Raw genomic sequence first — 24,570 nt, 5'->3', positions numbered from 1 at the left:
CGCGGCCCACCCTACTCGTGAGGCGCGGGATCGTGCGGCTCGCTCTGCTCGGTGAGGCCGTGGCCCATGAGGATCTGGCGCAGTCGCGTGGACGCCGCCGATCCGGGCAGCCTTCCGTCCGCGATCGCGCGAATGATCCGGGCGCCCTGCGGTCCTGCACGGTGGTCGAGCGCTGCACGCCCGAGGCCGGCAACCATCCGCTGGGCGGCCAAGGCCAGTCCCCACGCGGAATGCTCGTCTTCGTTCTCGGTGGCGGACTGTTGGGCGGTCGGCCGGAGGACGTGGTGTGGGCGGGTGGGGCGAGGTGCGGTCGCCGCAGCTGAGTGTGCCTGCCGTTCCTCGACGAGCAGCTCCTTCACCCGGTTGCGGGCCTTGGTCTCGATCTGCCGGATGCGTTCTCTTGTGACTCCATAGTCCGATCCAATGGCTTCGAGGGTCTGGACTTGCTGATCGATCAGGCCGGAACGCCGCCGCAGGATGTCCGCCGACTTGGCGTCGAGCCTTGCCAGGAGACGCTGCTCGACATCGTCGCGCGACCACTGGAAGCGCAGCTGCTCCTCGGGACCTTCTGAGGGCAGTTCAAGGGAGAGGACATCCGCCAGATTCGCGCCCTCGAACAGTTCACGGTCGAGCGAGTCGGTCACCCTGCTGATGCGTCGGATCTCCTCGACTCGCGTCACCGTGAGCCCTGTGGCCAAGGCGACAGCCGCCGGCGACGCCGACTGTCCGCATGCGCGAAGCCGAGCTTCTGCGGCGGCTGCTTTGTGCATCTCCTCATGGAGATGTACGGGGATGCGAATCGCACTGCCGTAATCGGCGACGGCGCGGCTCATCGCCTGACGGATCCAATGGTAGGCGTAGGTGGAGAACTTGAATCCCCGGTTCAGATCGAATTTGCAAACGGCGTGCATCAGCCCCAGCACGCCGTAGTGCACCAGATCCTCGTCCTCCACACCTTGGCCCGTGTACTTCTTCCGTACCTCGTGGACGAGGCCCATGTTGTGTTCCACCATGGCGTCGTACGCTCGCCTGCGGACGTCCTCCCAGGAAAGAACGGCGAGATCCCGTTCGGTCAGTGGTGTCCGCGCCGCGTGACCGCGTTGCCCGCGCATCAGCAGGGCGAGGCCCACCTCCTCTTGGGCACTGAGGAGGCGTTTGGCCGGGCGACGGAGGAATCGACGCTGCTCCAGCAGGGCAGTTGCAGCGGCGATTTCCGCCGAGTACTTCCCCTTCAGGGTTGGGGAGGCCGGTGCGGGCAAGGGCGAGGGTGCCTCCTGCGCACGTTCCGCCCGACGCCCTTCGGGAGGATTCGTCAGGTCTTGCGCAGGCTGCGTACGAACGGTGGGAGGTTCCGGCTGCTGGGCTGTCATGGCCGTCGCCAGGAGCTGCGTCTCCCCGATGTCGAGCCCGCACAGACAGCCCACGCCCTGCGCCAAGCGGTCTGCTGCAAGCCCCGTGCCCATGTATCGCCGGGCCAGTTCAAGCGCGGTCGTCACTCTCGGGCTGAGGCGAACGGCACGCTGTTCGGAGGTGCCCGGTGGTCGGGTTGTGGTCGGAGGCGAGGGAGTTGGGTGCAGGGTGGTGCTGGTGACCCGTCGGGACGGGGCGGCTGTTTTGCCGGCGACCTTGAGGCCGAGTGACGTCAACTGCTGTGCCAAGCGATCGAGCTCTTCGTCGCGCAGTCCAAGTCTTGACGTCGCGGCAAGGAAGTCATCGCGCTTCACCACCCCATCCGTCGACAACTCGCGCAGCCGCCGTACGAGCGTCCCCAGCGCTGCCCTCAGTCCCTGTTCCCTGTCGTCACGGGACCCTGGTGTGATGCCTGCCATGGGACGACTGTGGCACGTGACTCGGACAATCGTCGGCTGATGGTTGCGAATGCGCGCTACGATCACGGGACTTGGGGTGTGGGTCCGGTGTCCTCGCACAGACACGGGCCGATGGGGAGGGCACGAGTTGGAGCCGCGTGACGAGCTGACCGCCTACCTGAGCCGACAGCTGATGGGGCCCGCGGAGGGGGAGCGCGAGGTTCTGCTGTTTCCTCCGGACCGGCAGTATCTGGTCGGCACTCTGTACCCCCAAGACGCCGACCTGCACCGTCAGCTTCATCAGTCCGGCGACATCGCGGACGATAGTCACGATACCGACCGAGCCCGCGAGGACAGCAGCCCGGCGGACGATCCGCTGCCGGCCGCCAACGCCTGGCTTCCCTCCTCGCTCGGCATCAGTTTCTACACCGACGTGAGCGCAGTGCGGATCGTGTGCTCAGCGGCCCGCTATGTGACCGAACAGGGCGAGCGAACCCGCCAATGGCGGCGAGATCCGCTGCCGGAAGAGACGAGGATTGTGCGGCCTAACGATGTGCGGCCGATCCCCATTTTTGGCGGAAGAGCGGAAATCCGGCCGGTCTGGCGCCCGTTCAAGGAAGGCCACCTCGTCACGATCGGTATCGTCAACGCGGCCCGCTCCGATGAGGGGCGCGACACCCCTGCCTGGGACCGGATGCTGTTCCAGGTCGGCCTGCACATCGCGGTTCCGGGCGGGCACATCCGCCAGTATCCGAGTTCCACCCTGACCAGCCGGGACGAGGAGGAGCAGGAGCTGCGCCTGCAGTACCGCCACGTTCGCACTCATGCCATCGGTCATGGTTGCGCGGTCCGCGAGCTGACCGTCGGCGACGAAGTGGTGGGGGTGAAAGCTGACGTACTGCCGGAAGTCGACGTGCCGGCGGTCCGGGCGGCCGGCCCCTCCGGCCTGCCCGTCCTCACTCTGGCGCACCTCTCTGACGAGCGGGTTCCGCTCGCTGCACTGCGAAAAGACCTGAAGGAGTTCGCTGCCGGCTACCGCACCTGGTACGAGCAGCAGCAGGCCGCCGATGTCCCGCCGTGGGGGCGGAAGGCAGCCGATCGGATCCTGAAACGCATTCACGCCGCCGTGATTCGTATCGAATCCGGGATCGAGACGCTCTGTGACGCCGACCGCCCCGAGATCCTCACCGCCTTCCGCATGGCCAACCGAGCGATGGCGCTTCAAATGCGGCACGGCAAGCGTGATCAGGCCGGCGAACGCCGGGAACGCCGGACGCCGATGTTCATCGAGCCGGAGCCGGACCCCGCGTACTCCTGGCGCCCGTTCCAGCTCGCCTTCTTCCTGCTGGCACTGGACGGCGCCGTGGACGAGCGCCATCCCGACCGGGACACCGTCGACCTGATCTGGTTCCCGACCGGCGGTGGCAAGACAGAGGCCTACCTGTTGCTTGCCGCCTTCGTCATGGTGCTGCGTCGCTTCCGGGCGGAAGGGGACGGCGGCGGCACGGCCGTCCTCAGCCGGTACACGCTGAGCCTGCTCACGACTCAGCAGTTCCAGCGCGCCGCCACGATGGTCTGCGCCCTCGAACGGCTTCGCCGTCCGGACCAGGAACGACTGGGCGGAGAACCGTTCTCCATCGGCCTGTGGGTCGGCGACACCACAGTCGCCAACAGCTATGCCGATGCGCACAAGCGGTTCCAGGACCTGCGTGACGCCGCCCATCCCGAGGAAGCCTTCATCCTCGATCGCTGCCCCTGGTGCGGGACGCGCATCCTGCCGCGGGCCAGGTCCGCCGACATCGGGGACTACGGCATCCGCGCCACCGAAGCCTCCTTCGCGTTCTACTGCCCGCGCGACGAGTGCGAATTCCACGACGTCCTTCCCGTCGCCGTCGTCGACGACCACCTCTACGAGCGCCCGCCGACGTTCGTCCTCGGCACGGTCGACAAGTTCGCCCGTCTCGCCTGGGAGCCTCGGGCGGGCGCTCTGTTCGGTGCAGGTACGGAGAACCGCCCGCCCAGCCTGGTCATCCAGGACGAACTGCACCTGCTCACCGGCCCGCTGGGCTCGTTGACCGGACTGTACGAGTCGGCCGTCCTCTCTTTGTGCTCGTCCGGAGGACGAGGGCCCAAGGTGGTGGCGTCCACGGCGACGATCCGCCGCTCGGGAGAACAGGTGCGCCGCCTGTACGGCAGGGACGTCCAGCTCTTTCCCTCTGCCGGGCTCGACGCACGCCATTCCTACTTCGCCGAACCGGACACGAGCCGGCCGGGCCGCCGCTACCTGGGTGTCATGGCTCAGGGACACACGGCGGGCCGTGCCGCAGTCGCCACCGGGGCGGCCATGCTGCAGGGGGCGTACGAACTCCCGGAGGAGCACCGCGACGCGTACTGGACCCTGGTCGCGTACCACCACAGTCTGCGGGAACTGGGCCGCACCGTCACCGCGGCAGGTGATGACATCCCCGCGCAGCTCACGGGACTTGCGGCGGGGAAGGGTGCCCGAGAGCTCACCGACCGACAGGTGCAGGAGCTGACCAGCAACCTGCCGCGCGCCGAACAGCCGGTCCTGCTGGACCGGTTGGAGAAGACGTGGGACCAGTCCGACGCCATCTCGTTCCTGGCCTGCACCAACATGCTGTCGGTCGGAGTCGACGTGAAGCGGCTGGCGCTCATGCTCATGCTCGGCCAGCCCAAGACGACCGCGGAGTACATCCAGGCCAGCAGCCGCGTAGGCCGTGACAAGGTACCCGGTCTCGTCGTCACGTTCTTCAACGCCACCCGTCCACGGGACCGCTCTCACTATGAGACCTTCGGCGTTTATCACCGTTCGCTGTACCGGCATGTCGAGCCGACCAGTGTCACTCCGTGGTCCGTTCCGGCCCGGCGCCGGGCGCTGCATGCCGCCCTGGTCGTGCTCATCCGGCACCGTCTCGGTCTGGCCGCCGAGAACCAGGCGGGCGAACTCCTCGATCACCTGCCCCGCGCCGTCGCGCTGGCGGAGGAACTCGTCGCGTGGGTGAAGGAGAGCGACCCGCGTGCCGAGGACGCTGTACGGGACGACCTGGACGAGCTGCTCGCCGCATGGCAGGAGCACGCCCAGCAGGCCCGTGACGCCGGTGCTCCGCTCTACTACCGCAGCCAGGGGAAGGGCCACCTGAACCTGCTGAAGAACTTCGAGCAGTACGGCGGGCTCTGGGAGACCCCGCATTCGCTGCGCACGGTGGACCGCGAGTGCCAGATCACGGTGAAGGGAGCCGACCGGTGACCCGCAAACTGCGCGTCCGCCAGGCCCAGACGGTTCTGCCCTTCGGGGTCGGCGCCGTTCTCGACATTCAGGGAGAGTCGTTCGTCGCCACAGGCATCGGGGACTGGCCGCACAAGCGTCAGCCCGTCGACTCGCCCCGGCTGGCCGCACGGCTGCGGGTGAGCGGCTTCTTCGCGGCTCCGGCGACACTCAACGACCGCTATGACAACCCCGACGCGCCCGGAGCCCCCTACATCCGCTTCCCCACCTGGCTGTTCTGCGGCACATGCCGTCGGATGCGACGCTGGCGTATCGCGGACGAGACCCCGGGTACGCCGCCGCGGTGCCCTCAGTGTGCGCCCAGGCGGCCGCTCGTCCCCATGCGGTTCGTGCAGATCTGCAAAGCGGGACATCTCTCCGACGTCGACTGGTGGTTCTGGGCGCACTCTCCGCTGGCTCCCGAAGAACGTCAGGCCTGCTCGTCCAGGGAACACCTGAGCTTCCGCGTCTCCGGGCGAGCCGCAGGCCTCGAAGCCCTCTCGATCGTGTGCACGGCGCCGAAGTGCCCTGGTGCCTCCAGGGACCTTCTCTCCGTCCTCGGCACGCATGGCCTGCGCTGCTCAGGCCGCAATCCCTGGCAACGAGCGTCGGAGAGCGCGGACTGCCGCGAAGCCGTGCAGGTCGTCCAGCGCACTGCGGGCAACCTCTACTACCCGGTGGTGCACTCCGCCCTCGACATCCCTGAAGCAGACGGAACGGCGGCTGTGGAGAGCGAGGCAGCGGAAAAGGTACGCGCCAGTGCTCTCTGGCTCGCCCTGTGCACCGCCCCGGACGGTCCCAACGCGCCGGCCCTGCGCGACATGATCAAGCAGGAGACCCAGGCCGAGGACGCCCTGATCGACACCCTCCTGGGCGAGGAGACCGGCGCCGCCGTCGCCCCCGGGGCCGCACTCGACCGCCCGGTGTACCCCGATCTCTCCAGTGAGGAGTGGGCCGCGCTCACCGCGCCCACTCCGGAGGCCACCCGCGACTTCGTGGTCCGACGCACCGACCTCGGGTTGGCAGGGGAGACCGAAGCCCCCTGGTCCACGCTGCGCGATCGGGTCGGCGAGGTGGTCCTCGTCGACCGACTGCGGGAGGTCCGAGCCCTCCAGGGCTTCACCCGGGTCGCCCCCGACGCGACCTTCGTCCCGGCCGACACCTCGCGCCGCCTGCGGTGGCTGCCGGCGGTGGAGGTGTACGGCGAGGGGGTCTTCCTCACGCTCGACGCGCGGCGCCTCGCGGCCTGGGAGCGTGAAGAGGCTGTTGTGAAGCGGGTCCGTGACATGCGGGGCGACCTGGAGCGCAGCTTCCAGAGGGACCGTCTTGAAGCGCACACCGGAACGGTCATGGCCCCCCGCTTCGTCCTGCTCCACACTCTCGCCCACCTCCTCATCCGCCAGATGTCCTTCGAGTCCGGCTATACGACGGCCAGCCTGCGCGAGCGGGTCTACGCCCGCGCCGACAGAGACCAGGCCGGTCTGCTCGTCTACACGGCGGCGGGCGATGCCGCCGGCACTCTCGGCGGCCTGGTCCAGCAGGGTGAAGCTCCGCACCTCGCCGAGACGCTGCTGCACATGATCGAGACGGCGGCCTGGTGCTCGGCCGACCCGTTGTGCGCCGAGCATTCCGGTCAGGGCTTCGGGAACCTCAACCGGGGCGCGTGCCACGCCTGCGCCCTGTTGCCCGAGACCAGCTGCGAAACAGGCAACACTCTCCTGGACCGCGTGCTCGTCGTCGGCGGAGGGGGCGTACCAGGCTACTTCGAGGACGTGATCAGTGCGGCCCGGGCGACCGCCGCGGGGATGGGGGATTGAACGGGTGACGCTGGACTTCCTGTCCCTCGCACCGGACCAGCGGGACCTGCTGTCCGGACTCCCGTTCGAGGGGTGTCACCTGGTCACCGGCCCGCCGGGGTCCGGCAAGAGCGTCCTCGCGGTGCAGCGCGCGGTCATGCTCGCGCTGACCGGTGAGCCGGTCGCCATGCTGACCCGCTCCAATCTCCTGCGCCAGTCGCTCGAACCGCTGGCGGCGGCCCTGGGCCCGGGCGAAGGCCTTCAGGTGTCGACGGTCCACCGCTGGCTGCACGCCTGGCACCGTGCTAGTACGGGCAGCGCCGCTCCTCAGGCCGACGACGGTTGGTTCGACTGGGCGGCAGTCATCCAGCAGGCCGCGTTGACGCCCACGACGACGCAGCCGTTCCTCGTGATCGACGAGGGGCAGGACATGCCGGTGGACTTCTACCGGCTGTGCCGTCTGATCGGTGCACGGACGACCGTCTTCGCCGACGAGTGTCAGCGCATCACGGACACGCAGTCCACACTGGCCGAGATCGGCACCATCCTCAGCGGCCCGAACCGTCACGACCTGACGGTCACGCACCGCACCACCCACCAGGTCGCCGGGCTGGCCGCCCGCTTCCACGTGGGCGGCTCCCCGCCTGCGCGACCGGACAGGCAGGGCCCGATGCCCTCGCTGCACCGCTATGACAGCGCCCAGCAGGTGGCCGCGCACATCGCCGAGTACGCCGGCACCCACCCAGCACACCGCGTCGGTGTGGTCCTGCGCCACACCCGCCACCAGATGGATCTGGTCGGCCGTCTGGAACGCCTTCTCCCGCCCGCGCGCCTCCAGGCATACGTGGGCGAGGCGACCGGCCGCTACCGCACCCTCGACCTCGATCGTCCGGGGGTGACGGTCCTGAACCGGGCGAGCGCCAAGGGTCTCGGATTCGACGCGGTCTTCGTGCCCGACACCCACCTGGACGCCGGCGAGGACCCCACCGCGGCCGACCTGCGGATGCGGTATTACGTCCTGATCACTCGCGCCGCCACCCACCTGTTCCTGGGGTACGCGGGAGAGGCGGAGCCTCCGATTCTCGCGACGGTCCCGCGTGCCGAGCTGGTCCGCTCGTAGCTCGCCTCACCGACGCGGGAGGGCGTAGTCCCCGACGACGTCCTTGTACGGCTTGAGCAGCGGCTGCAGTTCACGCTTGACGAGCGCCGCGTCGGCCTCGGGCAGCTTCAGGGAGGCCCTGCGCATCCGGATGCTCCAGTTGCGGGGCTCTGGAAACACCTGGAGGTGGTCGACCAGGTCCCTCAGCACCACGCCCTCCCTGAAGGGTGTCAGGCCGTGAACGCGGAGACGGCAGCCTTCCGTGAACCGGCGCTCGTGGAACGTCACCGGCCGGTCCAGTGTGCTCACTTCGCTGGTGAGCGTGGCCAGGCCGGCGACCCGGCCGAGGTCCCGGGTCGGGTTACCGAAACAGCCGCGGGTTGTGTAGAGCAACACCTCATCACCCTTGCTCACGGCGAGCGACTCGCGGGTCCGGCCTGCGGGGAAGGCCATGCGCTGGCTCTCCAGGACCCAGGCGAGGGGCTCGTGGTCGCTGATGATCAGCAGGTGGGTGGCGGGGGCGTCCTGTGGGGTCATGGGTGTGCGCATCCTTTCGGTGGATCGACGGGCGCGAGGTGCGGGAACGTGGCGGTTCACACGCTCCGCGGCGGCCTGCGCAGGGACTTCAGCTCCTCGCCGGTGCGCGTGACGCGCCAGAAGGACCAGCCGTTCACGCTCGGGTTGCGGTCGGGGTTGATGGCGTGGATCACGGCCATGGCCGCCGCACTGGGGGAGGAGTGGGTCTTTCCGGCACCGGGTCCGGCGGTGACCGTCAGCGCTCGGGTGGCCGGATCGAAGAGACCGGAGACGCGCTCCCCGCGGTATACGGCGTGCACACGGACCTCCTCCGGCTCGGTGCCGGCCTCCTCCGCCGAGCTCCACGACTCCACCAGCCGGCTGACCACCTCCGAGGGGCTGCATCCCATGACGCGGGCCGCGAAGATGACCTTGCTATGTGTGAGTTCATCCAGCTCAATAGTCGGCATAGTGCTATTTAGCGCTGAAGGCGTCTTCGTTGTCAACCTTTGGAAGCGTGTCGTGCGGAAGATCCCTAGGATTCCGTCAGAAGCATGCGGATCGCGGGGGTGGGGATGTGACGGAGACGGTCGAGACGTACGAGGACGACCTGGACCGGGGGCTGCGCAACGTCGAGCTGGCCGTACGAGCTGTGCAGCGGGCGTTCGGCGAGATCGGGCGCTGCAACGACCTGCTCGACCGGGCGCAGGAGACCGGTGGGGAAGTTGCTCGCGAACTCGAAGCCCTGCTACGGCAGCGTGACCGAGGCGCCGTTCTCGCTGTGCTCGACCGACTTGGCGTACTCGCCGCCGAAGTGGCTCGCTCGGAAGCCGATCGGGCCGTGGTGACCCGCATCCTCGACGGTGAGGACGACGGTATCGGCGACGACCTCGACGACTGGTCCGTTCCGACCCTGGCCGAACATGACCTGCCGCGTGTTCCTACGGTCCACGACGCGGAAAGCCCCCGGGACGTGACACTGGAGGACATGTGGGAGCGGGACCGCGCGCTCACCGCCGAACGGCAGCACGTCGGACAGGAGCGGATCCGGATCACCTCGGAGCACCTGCGCACGGTGGTGGGCCGGGCGGTGGAGTCCTTCGGGACGCCGGACGCCACCGCCGAGCTGCTCTCGGAGGCACGGCGCGCCTACATCTTGTGGGCCTCCTGCGTGCGGTGAGCGCCGGAAAGGTGGATTCCGGCACTCGGATTCCTCACTGCGCCCCGTCCAGGATGCGCCAGACCCTCCGGTAGGCGGGACCCTTCGGGCCCAGCACCGACCGCCAGGCCGCCGTGGGTAGTGCGCTCAGTCGGGCGCGGGCCTCGGCCAGAGCGACGTGACTCTCCTCGCCCGCGACCGCCACGGCCATACGCGCCGCCGCCGACCGGGGAACCCCCGCGAGACGCATGGCGATCGCGTCCTCTGTCCGCACGCCGTAGAAGGCATACGACGGGATGTTCCGCAGCTCGCGCTGCGTGTCCGCGTGCAGCTCGGCGAACTCCCGCCCCAGCGTGAGGGACTGGAGGGCGGACAGCCCCCAGGAGACCGTGGGCGCCAGGTCGCCGAAGAGTCGTTGGCAGCACTTGGTGATCGCCTTGAGGTTGTCGGACTCGCCGGCCTTCCGGAAATGGTCGGCGGCCAGCTGTGGCACGGACGCGCCGTTCACCCAGTCCTGTATGACCCGGGCGATGAAGTCGCCGGAGCGGCCCTCGTGTTCATCCGTGATCTCGGCCAGATGATTCCTGAGTTCGGGGACCTCCAGCATCACACCGACGAGCTGTGAGAGTGGTCGTCGATCCCCCTGGAAGAGCGGCAGCTCCCACACGTCGGGGGCGATCCTCGTCTCGCTCAACCGGCCGAGCGTGGCTGCCACGCTCTCCCAGGAGAAACCCGTACTGTCGACAAGCCCCAGGGCCTTCCCGGACAGCCGCTCCGCGTAGGCCCGCACGCTGCGCGTCAGCTCCGTCGCCCAGCCGCGGTTCCTGCGCCGCAGATCCTGGAAGCCCAGGGTGCCGCGGAGAATCTGCTCGGCTTCCTCGGCGAACTCCTCGTGGTCTCCGATCTGCCGGTACGTGTGGGCCAGATACTGGACGAAGGCGGACCACTGGGGGAGATGCGCCAGTGTGTGTAGGTCGAGGTGGCCGTACGTGGTCAGGGCGGATGACACCATGTCGATGAGGGTGGAGTTCAGGTCGTCCACCTTGCGGTCGACGAAGTCCCTCAGCTTTCCGGCCCTTGTCTCGTCCGTGGCGGCGAGTGCGATCAGACCCACTTCGCCTTGCTCGACCCGCCCCGCGCGCCCGGCCAGATTCCAGAAGTCCGGTGCCGGGATGTCGACCCCGTAAGGGAACTGGTGGGAGGCGAGGACGACATTCGCCACCGGGAAATTGACGCCCTGAGCGATGGTCGTGGTGGAGACCAGGTGGGTCAGGTCCCCTGCCTCCACCAGGTACTCGGTGAGGGTCCGGATGTCGTCCGGCAGCCCTCGATGATGGATGCCGATGCCTTTGGCGAGCAGTCCCGCCAGAGGGAAGTTCGCACCGAATTCCGCCCCGACGACATCCTGAACCGCTCGGAGGTCCTCGCCCACGTCCGTCAGGTCCGCACGCCCGCCGGCGATGGTCTTGGCGATCGACCAGGCATGGTCCGGTCGCTGCGCGAGCGTGATGGTCTGCCCCCGCTCGGCCAGGACCGTCGCAGTGGCCGCCGCGAGCTTCCCGGGGCTGCTCGCCTGCGACCACGAGAGCCCGAGCGGGCGGAATCCGTCCAGGGGCAGCATGTCCGAGACGCTGAGTGTCCTCCGGCTGGTGACGAGAGTTTCCAGAGCCACGCGGAAGCCGCCCGCCCCAGGAGTGTGCTCGCGCCGCGCCAGGGCCAGGATGCGGTCGTTGGGCGTCCAGTCCACCGAGAGGCCGACCGACTGCCGGCTCTCGCTGTCCAGCCACTCGGCGATCACGTCTCCGTTGTCGATGAAGGGCGTCAGGAGCAGGAAGCCCGCGTCCTGGGTCTCCCGGTTGACGGTGGCGAGCAGCAGCTCCAGCTTGATGCCCCGCTCGTCCACGCCCAGATGGTGGGCTTCGTCGGCGACGACCAGACACAACGGGCGCCCGATCTTCTCCTGCCACCCCGACCGCAACAGCAGGTCCAGCTTCTCAGGGGTGGACACCAGCACCCGGAAGCGCCGCTCGCTCCGGTCCGTGAGCATGTCCGCTTCCAGACCGTCGAACTCCAGGGCGGGGCTGACCCGCTCCACCCCAATTCCCAGACCGGTGAAGTCGCGGCGCAACCGACGGGTCACTTGGTTGACGAGCGCCCGGTTCGGTGCGATGTAGGCGACCCAGCCCTGCTGCTTGTCGTACGCGTTCAGGGCCTGGAGGATCCGGAACTGGGCGATCAGCGTCTTGCCGGCGCTCGTGGGCAGGCTTACCACCACGCTCCGGTGCGCCGACCTGATCAGGCCCTGTTCGGCGAGGGCCACGCGTTGCGGCGGCAGCACCTCGAAGATCGGGCGCGGCCGCCCCCGGTCGACGAGCGACGCCACGAAGGCATTCACCTCGGGGCTGACGGCCCGCGCCACCGTCCACAGACTGTTGTCGATGATCTGGTCGGCCGTGGCGGTCAGCAGTCGTACGAGTACTTCCAGATCGGGATCGGCCGATGCGGTGGCCGCTTCCAGCGCGCGGTCGCAGTGCGACTCGACGCGCTCGCGGACACCGTAGTGGCGGCTCTGCCGGCGCTGGCGCAGCAGACTGCCGGTCGCCAGGTACTCGGCGAGCAGCTCCGCCGTCTTCAGCAGGTGGTAGTGAGCGGCCAGTGCCCAGGCGGCGGGCCGGGCGTCGTCACCCGCTGCCGAGAGGTACGACTCCTCGGACCCCGCCTGCTCGCTCCGAAGCCGTGCCAGGAGCTGGTCCAAGGCGTCGAGGTCGTCCCACCCGCGCTTGCGCAGCAACAGCAGCCACGCGTCGGCTGTGCCACGCCGGACGTGTGACTCCCAGTCCTCCTCCGCATCCGGTACGGAGGGCAGCTCGATGTCCGCGAGCAGCCGGGCCGCGAGCGGTGTCTCGTCGGCGATCCAGCCCAGGCAGACCGTACGCAGCAGTTCGAACCGCGCCTCCAGGGAATGGGGCTCCCGAAGCCGGGCCCGCGCCAGCGCGAACATCTGCCCGCACAACCGCCGCGTGGAATCCGCCTTCGGATCCTCCGCGATCGCGTCCCACGCCAGCAGATCCAGGGCGTCCACGGCGAAGTCGACCGCTTCGCGCTCCTCCGGTGGGCCCTCTGGAACCTCACCGTGCACGGCCCGCAGCGCGGAATCGATGAGAACGCGGTGCGCCCGCTCGCCGGCCTCGTCCACGAGAGCGGGATCCAGGGCGTCTTCCAGCCAGCCGAGGTCAGCCAACGTCGAGCACCCCCACGTGCTGGGGCCACGTCGTCATGGCCACAGGGAGGTACCAGGCGGTCAGCAAGGCGTGCATCGGCTCCACGACCGTCTTCGCCAGGACCGCGGCACGGTCGCTCAGGTCCTTCGGTTCCGGTGTGGTGTCACGCACCAGACAGCCGAAGAGCTGGATGTCCTTGCCCTTCGACTTCACCCAGCGACCGGCCGCGGTCTGGTAGGCGGCCCTGTGCTCGGGGGTGCTGCAGCGGGAGCGCAGCCACTTCATGAGGGTGAGGTGGTCGTCCGGTCCGGACAACCGCTTGAGCTGCTCGATCATCCCGTCCGAGCCCGTCATCACACCGGGCGGGCTCGCCTCCTGGGACGAGGACTTGACCTCACCGAACAGCAGCCGCGCCGAGCCGTCCGCCACACACAGACCGACCAGATCGGCCCCAGGCAGGCTCGCTTTGCGCGTACGGCGGTCACGGGCCCCGTCCCACACCCACAGCGCCCCGTGCCAGTGTTCAAGCAGCACCTCGGCGAGGGCTTCGCCGACCTGCCAGGGCAGCGGCTGCGGCTCACTCTCCAGCAGGGTGCTGATGAACTCCGTCTCCATGTCCGTCGTGGCCAGGGAGCGCAGCTCCGTAACGAGGTCCCGGGTGGCCTCCAGGTCCCCGACCCGCTCAGCCCACGGCCCCGCACTCAGGCTCTGCATCACGGCGGGCGTCAACTCCACACCCCTCCATGACACGGCTTCGTGCGCGCCGCCGCCGTACATCTCGATCCCCTGCGGAATGTGCGGTACCGCGCCCATGGCGCTGCCTTCCCCCACCCGTACGTCCTTCCCCCACGCGGCACCCCTGTGCCGCCGCCCCACCACCGGCCGACGGCCGGCCCGGCCCGGATGCGGGCGGGCATCGGGCCGCGTGGTCCCACCACTTCCGGGCCTGACGGTGTGACCAGAATTCTCTCCACCTCCCCTGCGTGTTGTCCACGTGGCGTGTTCGCCTGTGGACGGACTGTCTCGTATGCGACCTCAGATGAGTGGGAGACATGCCCAAACCGTCTTGCCGGAGGGCGGGTACGGGGCGGCGCCCCAGCGGGTGGCGAGCGCGTCCACGAGCAGCAGTCCGCGGCCTGTCTCGGCGAGGGGTGCCGGGGGCGGGCCCAGGGGAGGGAGCTGGGGTGTCCGGTCGCCTCGCGGGTCGGTGACCTCGATACGGAGCGTGCCCGCGTCGGTCTCGGTCACGGCGAGCGTGAGCCGGAAGCCACGGCCCCTGATGCGGCCGTGAGTCACCGCGTTCGCGGCGAGTTCGGCGACGACCAGCGCGGCGGACTCGGCGGTCGCGCAGGCCGGCGGCCAGCCCCACGCGGTCAGTTGGTGGACGGCCAGCAGGCGGGCGAGGCGGGCGCCGCGCGGGGTGGCGCTGAGGAGTTGGGTGAAGTGGAGGGCGGACGAGGCGTGCGGGGTGGCTCGGTGGGTGGAGACCTGTGCATTCATGTCACCGAGCGTGGTCGGGCCGCTCTACCCTGACCAGAGGAGCCCTCGGTACGGAGGGTGGTTGTACGGGTGCGGGCCGTGTCCTGTACGGGGTGTCGGCCGTGACGTCAGGGGGTGCGGGTGCCGGAGCCGGCGGAGTCGTACGAGGAGGAAGAGCAGAGCAGTGCTCTGAACCGGGCGATCGGGAAACAGCTGAAGTTGCTGCGGGAGCGGGCTGGGCTGACGCAGAGGGAGTTGGGCGATCGGCTCGGGTACAGCAAGGACCTGATCTCGTCGGTCGAGAGGGGGAGGCGGACGCCGCAACGGGAGTTCCTGGAGGCGGCGGATGAGTTGTTGGGGGCCGGGGGGCTGCTGAAGGCCGCGATCGAGGACGTGGAGGAGGCCAAGGCGCAGGCGAGGGTGAGGCATCCGGCGTGGTTGGGGGTATGCGCGGCTGGAGCGAGAGGCTGTTGAGATCAACGACTACAACTGCCAGGACATCCCGGGGCTGTTTCAGACCATGCCGCGGATCCGAGCCCTGTACGAGATGCGTAAGCCACTCTTGGATGAGGAAACCATCGAGCAGCGGGTGGTCTCTCGACTGGCCCGGCAGGAGATCCTCTCGAAGTGGCCTCCGCCGATGATCTCTTCTGTCATCGAGGAGTCGGTTTTGCGGCGCCCTCTGGGAGGGCGGGATGTCCACCGGGAGCAGTTGGAGCAGTTGCTTCGGCTCGCCAGGATGCGCAACGTGGAACTCCAGGTGATGCCGAACGACCGCTCCGAGCACGCTGGGATGGGCGGATCCTTCATCTTGCTGACGCCGAAAGGGAAGTCTCAACTGGGCTATACCGAGGCGCAGAGCTCCAGCAAACTGATCACTGATCCGGAGGAAGTTCGCATCCTGGCCGCGCAGTACGGCAGCATCAGGGCGCAGGCACTTACGATGCAGGAGTCCCTCGCCTTGATCGAAAAGTTGGTGGCAGAACTATGAGCACTGCGGAACCCGCACACCTGGCTTGGTTCAAGAGCAGCTACAGCGGCAACGAGGGCGGCGCCTGCCTGGAGGCCGCTGTGGCGCCCGACACCATCCACGTCCGTGACTCCAAGGCGCCCGCCCGTGCCCAACTGGCGTTCGGCGCCTCGGAGTGGACCGCGTTCGTACGGTTCGCCGTCACACGCTGACGGTCACGTCTGCGTGTTGTCCGGGTGCGGGCCGATGTACCCTACGTACACGAGTCCCGTGCCCGGACCGTCGTCGTGGAAGTACAGCCGGGGTGACACAGTGTTGCCGCCACCGATGCGCAGGTGGGCCTGCATGAACAGCTTCCCCTCCCCGGCGACCGTCGTGGGCACGGGGAAGGTGCGCTGGCGGCGCCAGTCGGTGTTGTTCCCGACCGTCTCCGACTCCTTCATCTTCACCTTGCCGGACGGGAAGGGGTTCTCGCAGTCGTCGGGCAGGTTGTCGCACCAGTGGCGGAAGTCGCCGCCGGTGGTGCCGGAGGCGGATGCGGCGGCGTAGTCGTTCAGGGCGTGCAGGGCGTCCCAGGCGACGGTCACCCAGTTGCCGATGCACTGGGCGTCGAGGTCCTTGGTCTTCTTCACGTTCCCGGTGAACCGCAGGTGGGGGAACTCGTCCATACGGTTCAGGATCTCGGAGAACGCACCGGGCTGGTCGGTCGGCTCGGGAGCCGGGGTGTGCGCGAGGGCGTGGAGGCCGGCCTCTTCGAGCTGCTTCTGCAGGAAGCGGACCTTGCGCTGGGCGTCCTGGAGGTCGCCGTAGAGCTGGTCGTTCTCGACGATCTGGTCGAAGTCCCGGTCCTCCGCCTGCTTGAGCCGCTTCCGGAATTCCCGGAGTTCCACTGCCCGGGACTCCTCCTGCCCCTCGGCGTCCTTCAGCAGTCCGTTGGCGGCCTTGAGCTCCTTCTGGAGCTCTTGAAGGCTGGCACTGTCGGTGGCCGGCCGAGGCCGGGTGCGCTGGATGGGAAGGGTGTCCAACGGCTCGGGGAGGGGGTGGCTCAGAGCCAGCTGCTGAGGCAGGGAGGCGAGGATCGCCGCCGCGCGCCTGAGGTTCGCCTCGATGGTGGTCCGGGACATCACCGGGTGGCGCTGGGCGTCGGGCCGCCATGCCGGGTCGACGCCGGGACGGTAGGTGCGGATACCGCCGCCGAAGACGGGGTGGTGTTCGAGAGCGGTGTTGAAGGCCGCTTGGGCCTCCGGCCGGAGGACGTACGTGACGGCCAGGCCGGTGAGGTGCCGGAAGACCGGTTCGACGACCTGTGCCGTCCATGCCTCGGCGTCGCGCCCGTAGGGGACACTCGCGACGATGATCGGGAGCCTACGGTTCTGCTCGCAGAGTTCTTCGATGACCTCGTCCACGTCGTCCGGCTCGATGAACTTCGGCACCGTGCCGACGTCCGCGAGTCCGTCCTGGGCGGGGAGTGCGTCGAGCAGGAGCTTGGCTATGCCGGGCGTGTTGGCTCGGATGTACGGCTGGTCCGGCGCGGGCTGATGCTCGATGTCGACCTGGAGCCAGGTCCGGCGGGCTTCATGACGGCTGCCGGAGCGGACGACGACCGTGGACTGCCACGTGCCGTCCTTCTCGTTGCGGGTCTCGCGCAGACGCCAGCGCGAGTACGAGCCGTGTCGGCCGGCTGCGGCGTCGTGGTCGAGGGTGACGCCCTCGGCTATCTCGTTGCGGCCCTCGTCGAGTGCGGACGTGTCGTACCGCTTCATGTCACCTAACCAGAGGTGCAGCTGGCGGTCGGCCTCCGCGGAGACGGTGACGAAGTCCTTCTCGGTCGAGACGACCATGCGGTAGTTACGGGGGTTCATGGGCGGCTACCTGTGCGGGTGTCGTGGGCGGGCGAATGGCGAATGGAGACGGCGAGTACGCCGCGCTGCCCGTCCGGGTTCGCGGACGGGCAGCGCGGCGACGGCTACGCGGGGTGGCGGGGGCCCTGGCCGGGCGGCGGGTCGAGGAGGGTCTGGTAGGGAGTGCCGGTCCGCTGGGCCTCGGCCATACGGTCGTAGATGTCGAGGATGAGGTCCTTGGTGCGGTAGGTGCCGTGTGCGGCCTCGTCCGTGCGCTTGACGACCGGGAACGTTTCCATGACGTGGGCTGCCTCGTTGCGATCGAGGCCATAGAGATGGAAGAGGGCAGCATCCAGTTCTGCGCGCAGCCAGTTGCGGCGCTCCTCATCCCAGCGGAACGGGGCGCCGTGGTCACCTAGGTCCCTTGCCAGTGGGGCCATATCAGTGGCCGAGTAGCTGAGCTCCAGAACACGCGCGGTGAGCCAGTCGCCAATCTTCTGATCGGTCCGCCAGGGAACTGCCGATTCCCGCTGCTCTGGGCCAAGGATCGGCAGCTGACGCATCACAAAATACTTGAGGTGCGTGCCGCCCACCTTCTGGCGAGCGATGTAGTCCACGACGAACGAGGCCATTGCCGCCAGCAGCGCTACGGCTGCCGGAGCGCCGGCAACTGGCAGGGCCAGCAATGTACCTCCCTCGAATGCCGCCGTGATGCGTGTGGCAGTGGCGATTAGAGTGCGGGCATCCGTGCCTCTGCAGATGTCACGCCACCCGATGAACCACTCGTGATGCCAGTCCTTCTGCGCCAGCCGTGATGCCACTCCCGGTTCCTTGACTGGATCGCCCTTCCGGTCCTTCCTTCCCGCGTCCACATCGAACTCCGGCACCCAGTACCGAGGCATCGGCACAACCCCTGGATCGTCATGCTGTTCCGGCGTCAACCTCGGTAGGGTCCCCATGTTGGCTTGAGCCTCGGTCTGGCCCTCGTACGTGCCGAGGCGGTGGTCGAAGTGGTGGAGCATCTTCGCCTCGTACAGCGGGAGGTACCGCTGGCCGTTCCGCTCGAAGACGTTGCCATCCAGGGTCCACCCGTCGGCCGACAGCTGTTCCTGCGTACGGAACAGGTGGGAGTCGTTCGACATGTCGAACATTCTCATGAAGGACAACCCCCACGGGTTGCCGTCCGGATCGCCCTCCCTGATAAGGACCGGCACCCGCCGGTAGATCCCCAGCGTGATCTCCGCGTCCCGCCGCGACCGGAACACCGGCAACGTCCCCGTGTTCGGGTTGACCAGCAGGATCTCCTCTGGCGGCATCGCGAAGCGGCGGCTCGGCAGGTCCTCCATGTAGCGGGTGCCGAAGGCGAAGGACGCCTCCCGCACCCGCTCCTCGCGTCCCGCCACCGTCAGGAGGCAGAAGCGGACCCGGTGGTCTACGTCCCGGCTCAGCAGGAACGCCTCGTTCTCGAAGTCCAGGAAGGACGCAAGCCGCGTACTGCGCACCAGACTGGAGAAGAACGGGGCCGTCGTGGCGTCCGTCGCGATGCCGGTCGGCAGGACCAGGCCGAAGCGCCCGTGCGGGGCGATGCCCAGGGACGCCGTCTCGGCGAACACGGCGTACGTGTTCACGTCACCCCGGCCGGCCAACGGGAAACGCCCGGAGTCCCGCAGGAGGTGGCTCACGCCTTCGGACTGGCGCTTGGCCGCGGCGAAATCCTCGAACAGGGCGCGCTCGGTGGGCTCCTCGCTCGTGGCCAGCGCCTTGATCAGCCGCTCCCGCGCCGCCTTGTTCTTTGCCGTCGCGATTTTCTCGCTCCGCGTGGCGAAGAACTCCTGCTCCTGGAGCTTGACCCGCTCCCACGGCGGATTCCCCAGCACACAGCTGAAGCCCCCACCCCATCCGGTCCTCTCGTCCACCCCCACGGCCGAGCCGTCCGCGTCCTCCGGCACCGAGAACACCTCGGGGAACTCCAGGTGCCAGTGGAAGAACCGGTACTCCTCCCGCAGGCGTTCGACCTCGTCCTGCGTGCCCTGCGGCAGCTTGGCCCAGCCGCCCTCCCGCAGGTCGAGCAGGCCCTGGAGCGTCAGGGCCGGCGGGCGGGCCTCCTTCGTCTTCTCCCAGACGAACGCCGCGCACCACGCGTCCGCGAGGTCCCGCTCCCGTACGTACTCCGAGTCGGGGTCCTCGGTCAGCGACAGGTACGCGTCCCGCTGCCGGTGGACGTACTCCAGTGAGTCGTCCCGGGCGTTGGTGATGTCCGACGCGGCCCGTGCGATCGTCGCGTTCGACGCGGTCAGCGCGGTCGACGTCGAGAACAGTTCGACCTGGTCGATGCCCTTCTGCCGGTCCTCCCAGGCCTCCCGCTCCGTCTTGTTGCGCTTACGCAGCCCCGTCACGAACGTCTTGTCGTCGCCCTCGATCACCGTGAAGGCGCCGTCCGGCAGGCCCTCCGCCAGCAGCTTCGGCGTGGCGCCCACTAGCCCGTTGCCGTGCTTCAGGTGCGCGTCGAGGAAGCTGAGCGGCTTGCCGGGTTCCAGGGACTCGATCCAGAGGGAGACCTTGGCCAGCTCCACGGCCATCGGGTTGAGGTCGACGCCGTAGATGCATCGGCCGATGACATCGCGCAGCGCCGACCGGGTCGCCTCAGCGCTGGGCTCGGGTGAGTCCGTCTGTACCGCTGCGAGGCGCTTGGCGATGCGGCGGGCCGCCGCCACGAGGAAGTGGCCGGAGCCGCACGCCGGGTCGCAGACCGTCAGGCGGAGCAGTGCCGCCTCCTGCTCCTCCCTCGTCGTGCCCGACTTGACCGCGTCGTCTATCACCGGGTCGAGGGTGGAGTCGAGCAGGCAGTCGATGAGCGACGACGGGGTGTAGTACGAGCCGGTCGTCTTGCGCTCGTTGCCGGCGAGGGTGCGCAGCTCGAAGGTGTTCGCCGCCGGGTTGAAGCGCGGAACGAGTTCCAGCAGGGACTCGTAGATGGAGCCCAGTTCCTCCGCGCCCAGGTGGCGGTAGTCCACCCGGCGGGGGCGGTTCAGCTTCGGGTCGCGGACCACCGACAGCGCCTTGACGGCCGTGAACAGGGCCTCGTTGGACAGCTCCAGGCCGTCCAGGACCCTGTCCTCCTCCGTATGCTCGAAGAGGCCGCCGAGGCCCGGCAGGCCGAGCTCCGGGACGCCGCCCTCCGAGCCCAGGCCCTTCAGGACCAGGCTCAGCGCCTGCCACTGATCGCCGTGCGGTCCGCCGGTGCGGCGGATGGCCGTGCGGCGGAGGCGGGTGGTCGAGAAGTACTTCTCGTAGCGCTCGCGGACCTCGTCCTCGGCGTCGTCGGGGATCAACAGCCCCCGGTCCTCGGCGACGAAGAGGAAGAGCAACCTGTACACCAGGTGCAGCAGCGCCGGATGCATGGTCCGGACCGTGACCTCGGACTCGTGCAGTTTCTCGCGGAGCGCGGTGTTCGCCGGGTGGGCGATGAAGCCGCTGCCCAGGGTCACCAGCGCCTTCTCGACGCCCAGGCGGAGCTGGGCCAGCGCCCGGGTGCCGCTCGCGATCGCTTCCGTACGCCACTTCTCCAGCCAGCAGCCGGCCGGGCCCTGCTCGCCGTGCGGTTCGAAGCGGGAGCGGTGGGTCAGGCGCCACAGGAGGAGGAAGTCGGCGAAGCGGTCGCCCTCGAAGATCGCCTCCAGGTCGAACTCGACGTGCGCCGAGCCGACCATCGACGTCGAGTCGCGCAGCAACCGGAGCAGCCGCCCGTTGGAGATCAGACCCCACAAGGCCTGGTCACCGCTGCGGTTGAGGTACTCCTGGAGCAGAGACTGGGGGACGGGGCCGGGCAGGGACGCCGTCTTGCCGTCCAGCTCGACGTTCCAGCCCGCCAGATGGACCGGAACACCCTGCCAGACATGGCTGACGGCGAAGCTCTTCTCGCCGTCACCCGACGGCAGTCCGTCCGCGGGTGCGTCCGGCAGCCGCCCGTACCCCAGCTGCTCGAACAGCGGAAGCAGCCAGCGCTCGACGGTCACGCCCACCGCGGCGATGGACGCGCTGTCGAGCGCGCCGTCCCTGGCGAGAGCGTCCTGGTAGGCCGTCCACACGCCCTTCAGGTACGCCCACGAACGCTCGGCCGCGTCGCGGACCGTGTCGTTGGCCGCGAACAGGCCGTAGTCGGAGGGCCGGGCCCCCGGGATGTCCTTGCCGTCCCGGATCCGAGTCAGCATGTCCGGCGGAAGGAGGCCGCCGACTGTGAGGACGGAGTCGGTGACGATGGTCTTCGCGAGGCTCATCAGCGTGCTTCCCCGTTCGTGTCGGCGCCGTTCGTGCCGGCTCCGGTCGTGCTGGTGTCGCTCGCGGCCGTACCGTCCGTACTGCCGAGGGAGGCGACCGGCAGATAGTGGTACACGCCGAGTACGTCGGGACGGCCCTGGACCTCCACGCGCAGACCGCGCCGGGCCGGGCCGGTCGCGCCGCGTACGTCCCGGAAGGCGCCGCGTACCCGGCGGTGCGAGTCGAGGAGGCGGTCGGCCAGCTCCTCTCCGCGCTGCTCCAGGACAGGCATCAGGGACTCCAGCGAGCTCAGGATTCCCTCGATGCGCTCCTGCGCGAACTCCCTCTTGGTGTTCCCCGCGGCGCGCGTGTCCAGGAGGGCGATGGCCTCCTCCTCCGGCAGCCAGTCGGGGTTCGCGGCCCCGCCGCGGAACGCCATCAGGCGGGCGTCCTCGGCCAGTTGCTGACGATTCACGCCATCGCGGCCCGGCAGAGTGATCTGGAAGCGGTAGCGGACCAGGAGCAGGGTGGTGCGCTTGGGGACCGCGGTCGTACGGACCACGCCGCAGCGTCGGGCCGGACGCTGCCACACGGGCATCTGGTCGTCGAGCGCCGCGTCGAGGACGAAGCGGGCGACCGAGGCCACCACCGGGTCGGTGCGGGTGAGGGCCACCTCGCCGCGCGGGGCGGTCGGCGCGTCGTGGAAGACCACCGGGCGCGGGTGGCGCGGGCCCAGCGAGGAGCTGAACGCGTCCCGCAGCGGCGCCGGCAGCGCCTCGGAATTCATGGTGAAGCCGTCGGCCTGGCCGCGCAGCGGGCCCGCCACACCGCGCAGGGCGGTGAGCGCGTGGCGAGTGAAGCGGCGCACCTCGTCGCCGGTGCCGAGCGAGGCCCGCACCTCGGCGACCTCCTTCGCCACCTCGTCCTTCTTCACCGCGTTCTGCGCGTACCGGGAGCGGGAGGCCGTTTCCCGCTCAGCGGCGCTCTGCCAGGCGTCGTGCAGCTCGGCCGTCTGCTTGCCGGCCGCCGACTCCACCGTGAACAGGCCCTCCTGCTCGTACGCCGGCCGTTCGCCGCGCAGGATCAGGCCCTCCAGGACCGCCTGCATCACGTTCTCGGAAGAGTCCGGGACGGGGACGGAGATGCCGGTCGCCTTGCGGATGCGGGCGTGCTTGCGCAGCAGGACATCCAGGACGATGCCGTCGATCGCATTGTCGGAGCCGTACAGAGTGATCGCCTTGACGATGTCCCGGCGCTGGCCGAAGCGGTCGACGCGGCCCTCGCGCTGCTCGTGACGGGTGGGGTTCCAGGCGAGGTCGTAGTGGATGACCGCGTCGAAGCTCTCCTGGAGGTTCACGCCCTCGGAGAGGCAGTCGGTGGCCACGAGGACGCGACGCTCCGGGGGTGCCTGGCCGTCCTCGCTCTCCTCCGTCAGCTCGGCGATGCGGGTGACGCGCTGGTCCGGGGAGAGCTCACCGGTGACGGCCTCGATCGCGTACGTCGTCTGCTGGGCGCCCTTCTTGCCCTTGCCGCCCTTGTTCAGGGCGGCGTCGAGGTGAGTCTTGACGTACTCGGCGGTGGAGATGAAGCGGCAGAAGACGATCGGGTTGTAGCCCTCGTCCAGAAGTTCCTTCACCGCGGTGATCAGCTGCTTCAGCTTGCGGTCCCTGGCTGGGCCGGCGAGCTCCTTCGCGGCCTCGGCCATGGCCAGCAGTCGCGCCTGGTCCGCCTCGTCCAGGCCTTCGGCGCCCGGATCCGTGGCGCCCGGCGCGAGCAGCGCGCCGGGGACGGCGTCCGCCGACTCGGCGGACTCGTCGTCGGCGGGGTCGGTGACGGTCCGGATGCCGATCGCGTCGGCCTCGGTGACCGAGTCGGCGTCCTGCACGCCCGCCCGGGTGTGCAGGGTCTTGCGCAGGGCGGCGGGCGAGGAGCCCAGGGCGCGCAGGAGGGCGAGCGCCGACCACCAGCGGACGCGCTGCTGGAGGGCGCCGTCCGCGCTGCGGACCGTCTCCCGGGCGTAGGAGATGACCTGGTCCAGGAGCTGCCGGTAGTCGGCGTGCAGGGTGTAGTCGACCTCGGCGGAGAGGCGGTCGCTGGGGAAGTTCGCGTCGTCGCGGAAGTCGTCCCGGATGTCCGCGCGGCGGCGCTGCACGAAGTGCCGGGCCAGCAGGTCACGGCCCGCGTCGCGGTCGAGGCTCACCGATTCCAGCCGCTTGTCGAGCAGGCCGAGGAGGTTGCGGAACGGCTCTTCCTTGCCGCTGTGCGGGGTCGCAGTGACCAGCAGCAGATGGCGCTCCGGCTGGTCGGCGAGGGCACGCAGAAGGGTGTAGCGCTGCTGGCGCTGCTGCTTGCCGCCGCCCTGGGCCGCGGTGTCCGCGACGCACGTGTGGGCCTCGTCCACGATGACGAGGTCGGGACAGTTCTTGATGAAGTCGTCCCGGTGGCGCGGGGACTTGATGAAGTCGGTCGAGACGACGTAGTTGCGGTCCGGGCGGAACACCGAATGCCCGTACATCCGGCTGCGCTCCAGCCGTCCGATCGTCGAGGACAGCACCAGCTCGGACTCGATGCCGAACTTGCCACGCAGCTCCGCACGCCACTGTTCGGCCAGTGCCGGACTGCACAGGACGACAAGGCCGCGGGCGTCGCCCTGGGCCAGCAGCTCGGCCGCGATCAGGCCGGACTCGACCGTTTTGCCGATGCCGACGTCGTCGGCGATCAGCAGCCGCACGGTCTCCTGGCGCAGCGCCATCAGCAGCGGCACCAGTTGGTAGGGGCGCGGTTCCACGGAGATGCCGGCGAGGGAGCGGAACGGGCCCGCGCTGGAACGGAACCCGATCCGCAGGGCGCTGCGCAGCAGCCCGGCCGCCGACTGGTCGCCCAGGTCCGCCGGGCTGGGCGGGGCGAAGCGGGCGTGCTCCACCGGCTCCAGGGCGGTCAGCACGCCGGCGATGTCGTCATCGGTGCCGCCCAGCGGTCGCAGCACCAGCAGCTCGGGCGTCGACTCGGGCAGCACGACCCATTCGCGGCCGCGGGCGCGCACCAGCGAACCGACCGCGAATCGTGCTCCGGCCGCCTCCTCGCGCGCTGTGGTGGTGGGCGGCGTCATCGATGGGACCTTTCAGGCGAAGTGGTGGG

16 protein-coding genes are annotated in these 24,570 nt (G+C 69.3%); 7 read left to right on the top strand and 9 right to left on the bottom strand.

Annotation, left to right across the window (positions count from 1 at the left end; all coding sequences use genetic code 11):
• Positions 1 to 11 precede the first annotated feature (11 nt).
• Positions 12 to 1,829: an RNA polymerase sigma factor RpoD/SigA gene (locus ACFYU9_RS20645; RefSeq protein ID WP_389345648.1), complete on the bottom strand. Its 1,818-nt coding sequence runs from the start codon at positions 1,827 to 1,829 to the stop codon at positions 12 to 14.
• Between the two features lie 127 nt (positions 1,830 to 1,956).
• Here ACFYU9_RS20645 and ACFYU9_RS20640 point away from each other — a divergent pair, with 127 nt between their 5' ends.
• The 3 genes from ACFYU9_RS20640 to ACFYU9_RS20630 are packed head-to-tail and all read left to right on the top strand — an operon-like array spanning position 1,957 to position 8,010.
• Entirely contained in the window at positions 1,957 to 5,076 is a 3,120-nt protein-coding gene (locus ACFYU9_RS20640) for a helicase-related protein (RefSeq protein WP_389345647.1), read from the top strand.
• Entirely contained in the window at positions 5,073 to 6,911 is a 1,839-nt protein-coding gene (gene drmB / locus ACFYU9_RS20635) for a DrmB family protein (RefSeq protein ID WP_389345646.1), read from the top strand. The genes ACFYU9_RS20640 and drmB overlap by 4 nt, the downstream gene beginning before the upstream one ends.
• 4 nt (positions 6,912 to 6,915) lie before the next feature.
• Positions 6,916 to 8,010 carry an AAA family ATPase gene (locus ACFYU9_RS20630; RefSeq protein WP_389345645.1) on the top strand — a complete coding sequence of 365 codons (1,095 nt, stop codon included), beginning with the start codon at positions 6,916 to 6,918 and terminating at the stop codon, positions 8,008 to 8,010.
• 6 nt (positions 8,011 to 8,016) lie between these two features.
• On the opposite strand, the gene ACFYU9_RS20625 is transcribed toward ACFYU9_RS20630, so the two are convergent.
• Together ACFYU9_RS20625 and ACFYU9_RS20620 are read right to left on the bottom strand one after the other, a co-directional pair.
• Positions 8,017 to 8,526 (bottom strand): hypothetical protein, encoded by a 510-nt coding sequence (locus ACFYU9_RS20625; protein WP_389345644.1) that lies wholly within the window; start codon positions 8,524 to 8,526, stop codon positions 8,017 to 8,019.
• Positions 8,527 to 8,582: 56 nt separating this feature from the next.
• A complete protein-coding gene (locus ACFYU9_RS20620) occupies positions 8,583 to 8,975 on the bottom strand; it encodes a hypothetical protein (RefSeq protein ID WP_389345643.1) in 393 nt (130 codons plus the stop codon).
• A 107-nt stretch (positions 8,976 to 9,082) separates the two neighbouring features.
• On the opposite strand from ACFYU9_RS20620, the gene ACFYU9_RS20615 reads away from it, so the two are divergent.
• Complete coding sequence (locus ACFYU9_RS20615) at positions 9,083 to 9,685, top strand: hypothetical protein (RefSeq protein ID WP_389345642.1); 603 nt, start codon at positions 9,083 to 9,085, stop codon at positions 9,683 to 9,685.
• Between the two features lie 34 nt (positions 9,686 to 9,719).
• On the opposite strand, the gene ACFYU9_RS20610 is transcribed toward ACFYU9_RS20615, so the two are convergent.
• From ACFYU9_RS20610 to ACFYU9_RS20600, 3 genes are all read right to left on the bottom strand, one after another.
• Positions 9,720 to 12,905: a DEAD/DEAH box helicase gene (locus tag ACFYU9_RS20610; protein ID WP_389345641.1), complete on the bottom strand. Its 3,186-nt coding sequence runs from the start codon at positions 12,903 to 12,905 to the stop codon at positions 9,720 to 9,722.
• Positions 12,898 to 13,716 (bottom strand): hypothetical protein, encoded by an 819-nt coding sequence (locus tag ACFYU9_RS20605; RefSeq protein ID WP_389345640.1) that lies wholly within the window; start codon positions 13,714 to 13,716, stop codon positions 12,898 to 12,900. The genes ACFYU9_RS20610 and ACFYU9_RS20605 overlap by 8 nt, the downstream gene beginning before the upstream one ends.
• Before the next feature lie 204 nt (positions 13,717 to 13,920).
• On the bottom strand, positions 13,921 to 14,385 hold the full coding sequence (locus ACFYU9_RS20600) for an ATP-binding protein (protein ID WP_389345639.1): 465 nt from the start codon (positions 14,383 to 14,385) through the stop codon (positions 13,921 to 13,923).
• Between the two features lie 120 nt (positions 14,386 to 14,505).
• On the opposite strand from ACFYU9_RS20600, the gene ACFYU9_RS20595 reads away from it, so the two are divergent.
• Genes ACFYU9_RS20595 through ACFYU9_RS20585 form a run of 3 tightly spaced genes read left to right on the top strand, consistent with a single transcriptional unit; the run spans position 14,506 to position 15,546 of the window.
• Complete coding sequence (locus tag ACFYU9_RS20595) at positions 14,506 to 14,838, top strand: helix-turn-helix domain-containing protein (RefSeq protein WP_389345638.1); 333 nt, start codon at positions 14,506 to 14,508, stop codon at positions 14,836 to 14,838.
• On the top strand, positions 14,792 to 15,355 hold the full coding sequence (locus ACFYU9_RS20590) for a DUF5753 domain-containing protein (RefSeq protein ID WP_389345664.1): 564 nt from the start codon (positions 14,792 to 14,794) through the stop codon (positions 15,353 to 15,355). Before ACFYU9_RS20595 ends, ACFYU9_RS20590 begins: the two co-directional genes overlap by 47 nt.
• Positions 15,352 to 15,546: a DUF397 domain-containing protein gene (locus tag ACFYU9_RS20585; RefSeq protein ID WP_389345637.1), complete on the top strand. Its 195-nt coding sequence runs from the start codon at positions 15,352 to 15,354 to the stop codon at positions 15,544 to 15,546. The genes ACFYU9_RS20590 and ACFYU9_RS20585 overlap by 4 nt, the downstream gene beginning before the upstream one ends.
• Positions 15,547 to 15,549: 3 nt before the next feature.
• Here ACFYU9_RS20585 and ACFYU9_RS20580 read toward each other — a convergent pair whose 3' ends face one another.
• From ACFYU9_RS20580 to ACFYU9_RS20570, 3 genes are all read right to left on the bottom strand, one after another.
• Positions 15,550 to 17,196 carry a hypothetical protein gene (locus ACFYU9_RS20580; RefSeq protein ID WP_389345636.1) on the bottom strand — a complete coding sequence of 549 codons (1,647 nt, stop codon included), beginning with the start codon at positions 17,194 to 17,196 and terminating at the stop codon, positions 15,550 to 15,552.
• Positions 17,197 to 17,300: 104 nt separating this feature from the next.
• Positions 17,301 to 21,452: an Eco57I restriction-modification methylase domain-containing protein gene (locus ACFYU9_RS20575; protein WP_389345635.1), complete on the bottom strand. Its 4,152-nt coding sequence runs from the start codon at positions 21,450 to 21,452 to the stop codon at positions 17,301 to 17,303.
• The gene (locus tag ACFYU9_RS20570; RefSeq protein WP_389345634.1) at positions 21,452 to 24,541 is read right to left on the bottom strand and encodes a helicase-related protein; all 3,090 of its coding nucleotides are present in this window, start codon (positions 24,539 to 24,541) and stop codon (positions 21,452 to 21,454) included. Before ACFYU9_RS20570 ends, ACFYU9_RS20575 begins: the two co-directional genes overlap by 1 nt.
• Positions 24,542 to 24,570 lie beyond the last annotated feature (29 nt).

The organism is Streptomyces sp. NPDC004327 (assembly GCF_042873935.1).
Taxonomy (GTDB): Bacteria; Actinomycetota; Actinomycetes; order Streptomycetales; family Streptomycetaceae; genus Streptomyces.
Note: the sequence above shows the minus strand (reverse complement) of the source record. Positions and strands in the feature narration are given on the sequence as shown.

Coding starts and splice junctions, on each gene's coding strand:
- ACFYU9_RS20580 (WP_389345636.1), bottom strand. CDS start 17,196: ATGAACCCCCGTAACTACCGCATGGTCGTCTCGACCGAGAAGGACTTC.
- ACFYU9_RS20620 (WP_389345643.1), bottom strand. CDS start 8,975: ATGCCGACTATTGAGCTGGATGAACTCACACATAGCAAGGTCATCTTC.
- ACFYU9_RS20645 (WP_389345648.1), bottom strand. CDS start 1,829: ATGGCAGGCATCACACCAGGGTCCCGTGACGACAGGGAACAGGGACTG.
- ACFYU9_RS20625 (WP_389345644.1), bottom strand. CDS start 8,526: ATGACCCCACAGGACGCCCCCGCCACCCACCTGCTGATCATCAGCGAC.
- ACFYU9_RS20575 (WP_389345635.1), bottom strand. CDS start 21,452: ATGAGCCTCGCGAAGACCATCGTCACCGACTCCGTCCTCACAGTCGGC.
- ACFYU9_RS20600 (WP_389345639.1), bottom strand. CDS start 14,385: ATGAATGCACAGGTCTCCACCCACCGAGCCACCCCGCACGCCTCGTCC.
- ACFYU9_RS20585 (WP_389345637.1), top strand. CDS start 15,352: ATGAGCACTGCGGAACCCGCACACCTGGCTTGGTTCAAGAGCAGCTAC.
- ACFYU9_RS20570 (WP_389345634.1), bottom strand. CDS start 24,541: ATGACGCCGCCCACCACCACAGCGCGCGAGGAGGCGGCCGGAGCACGA.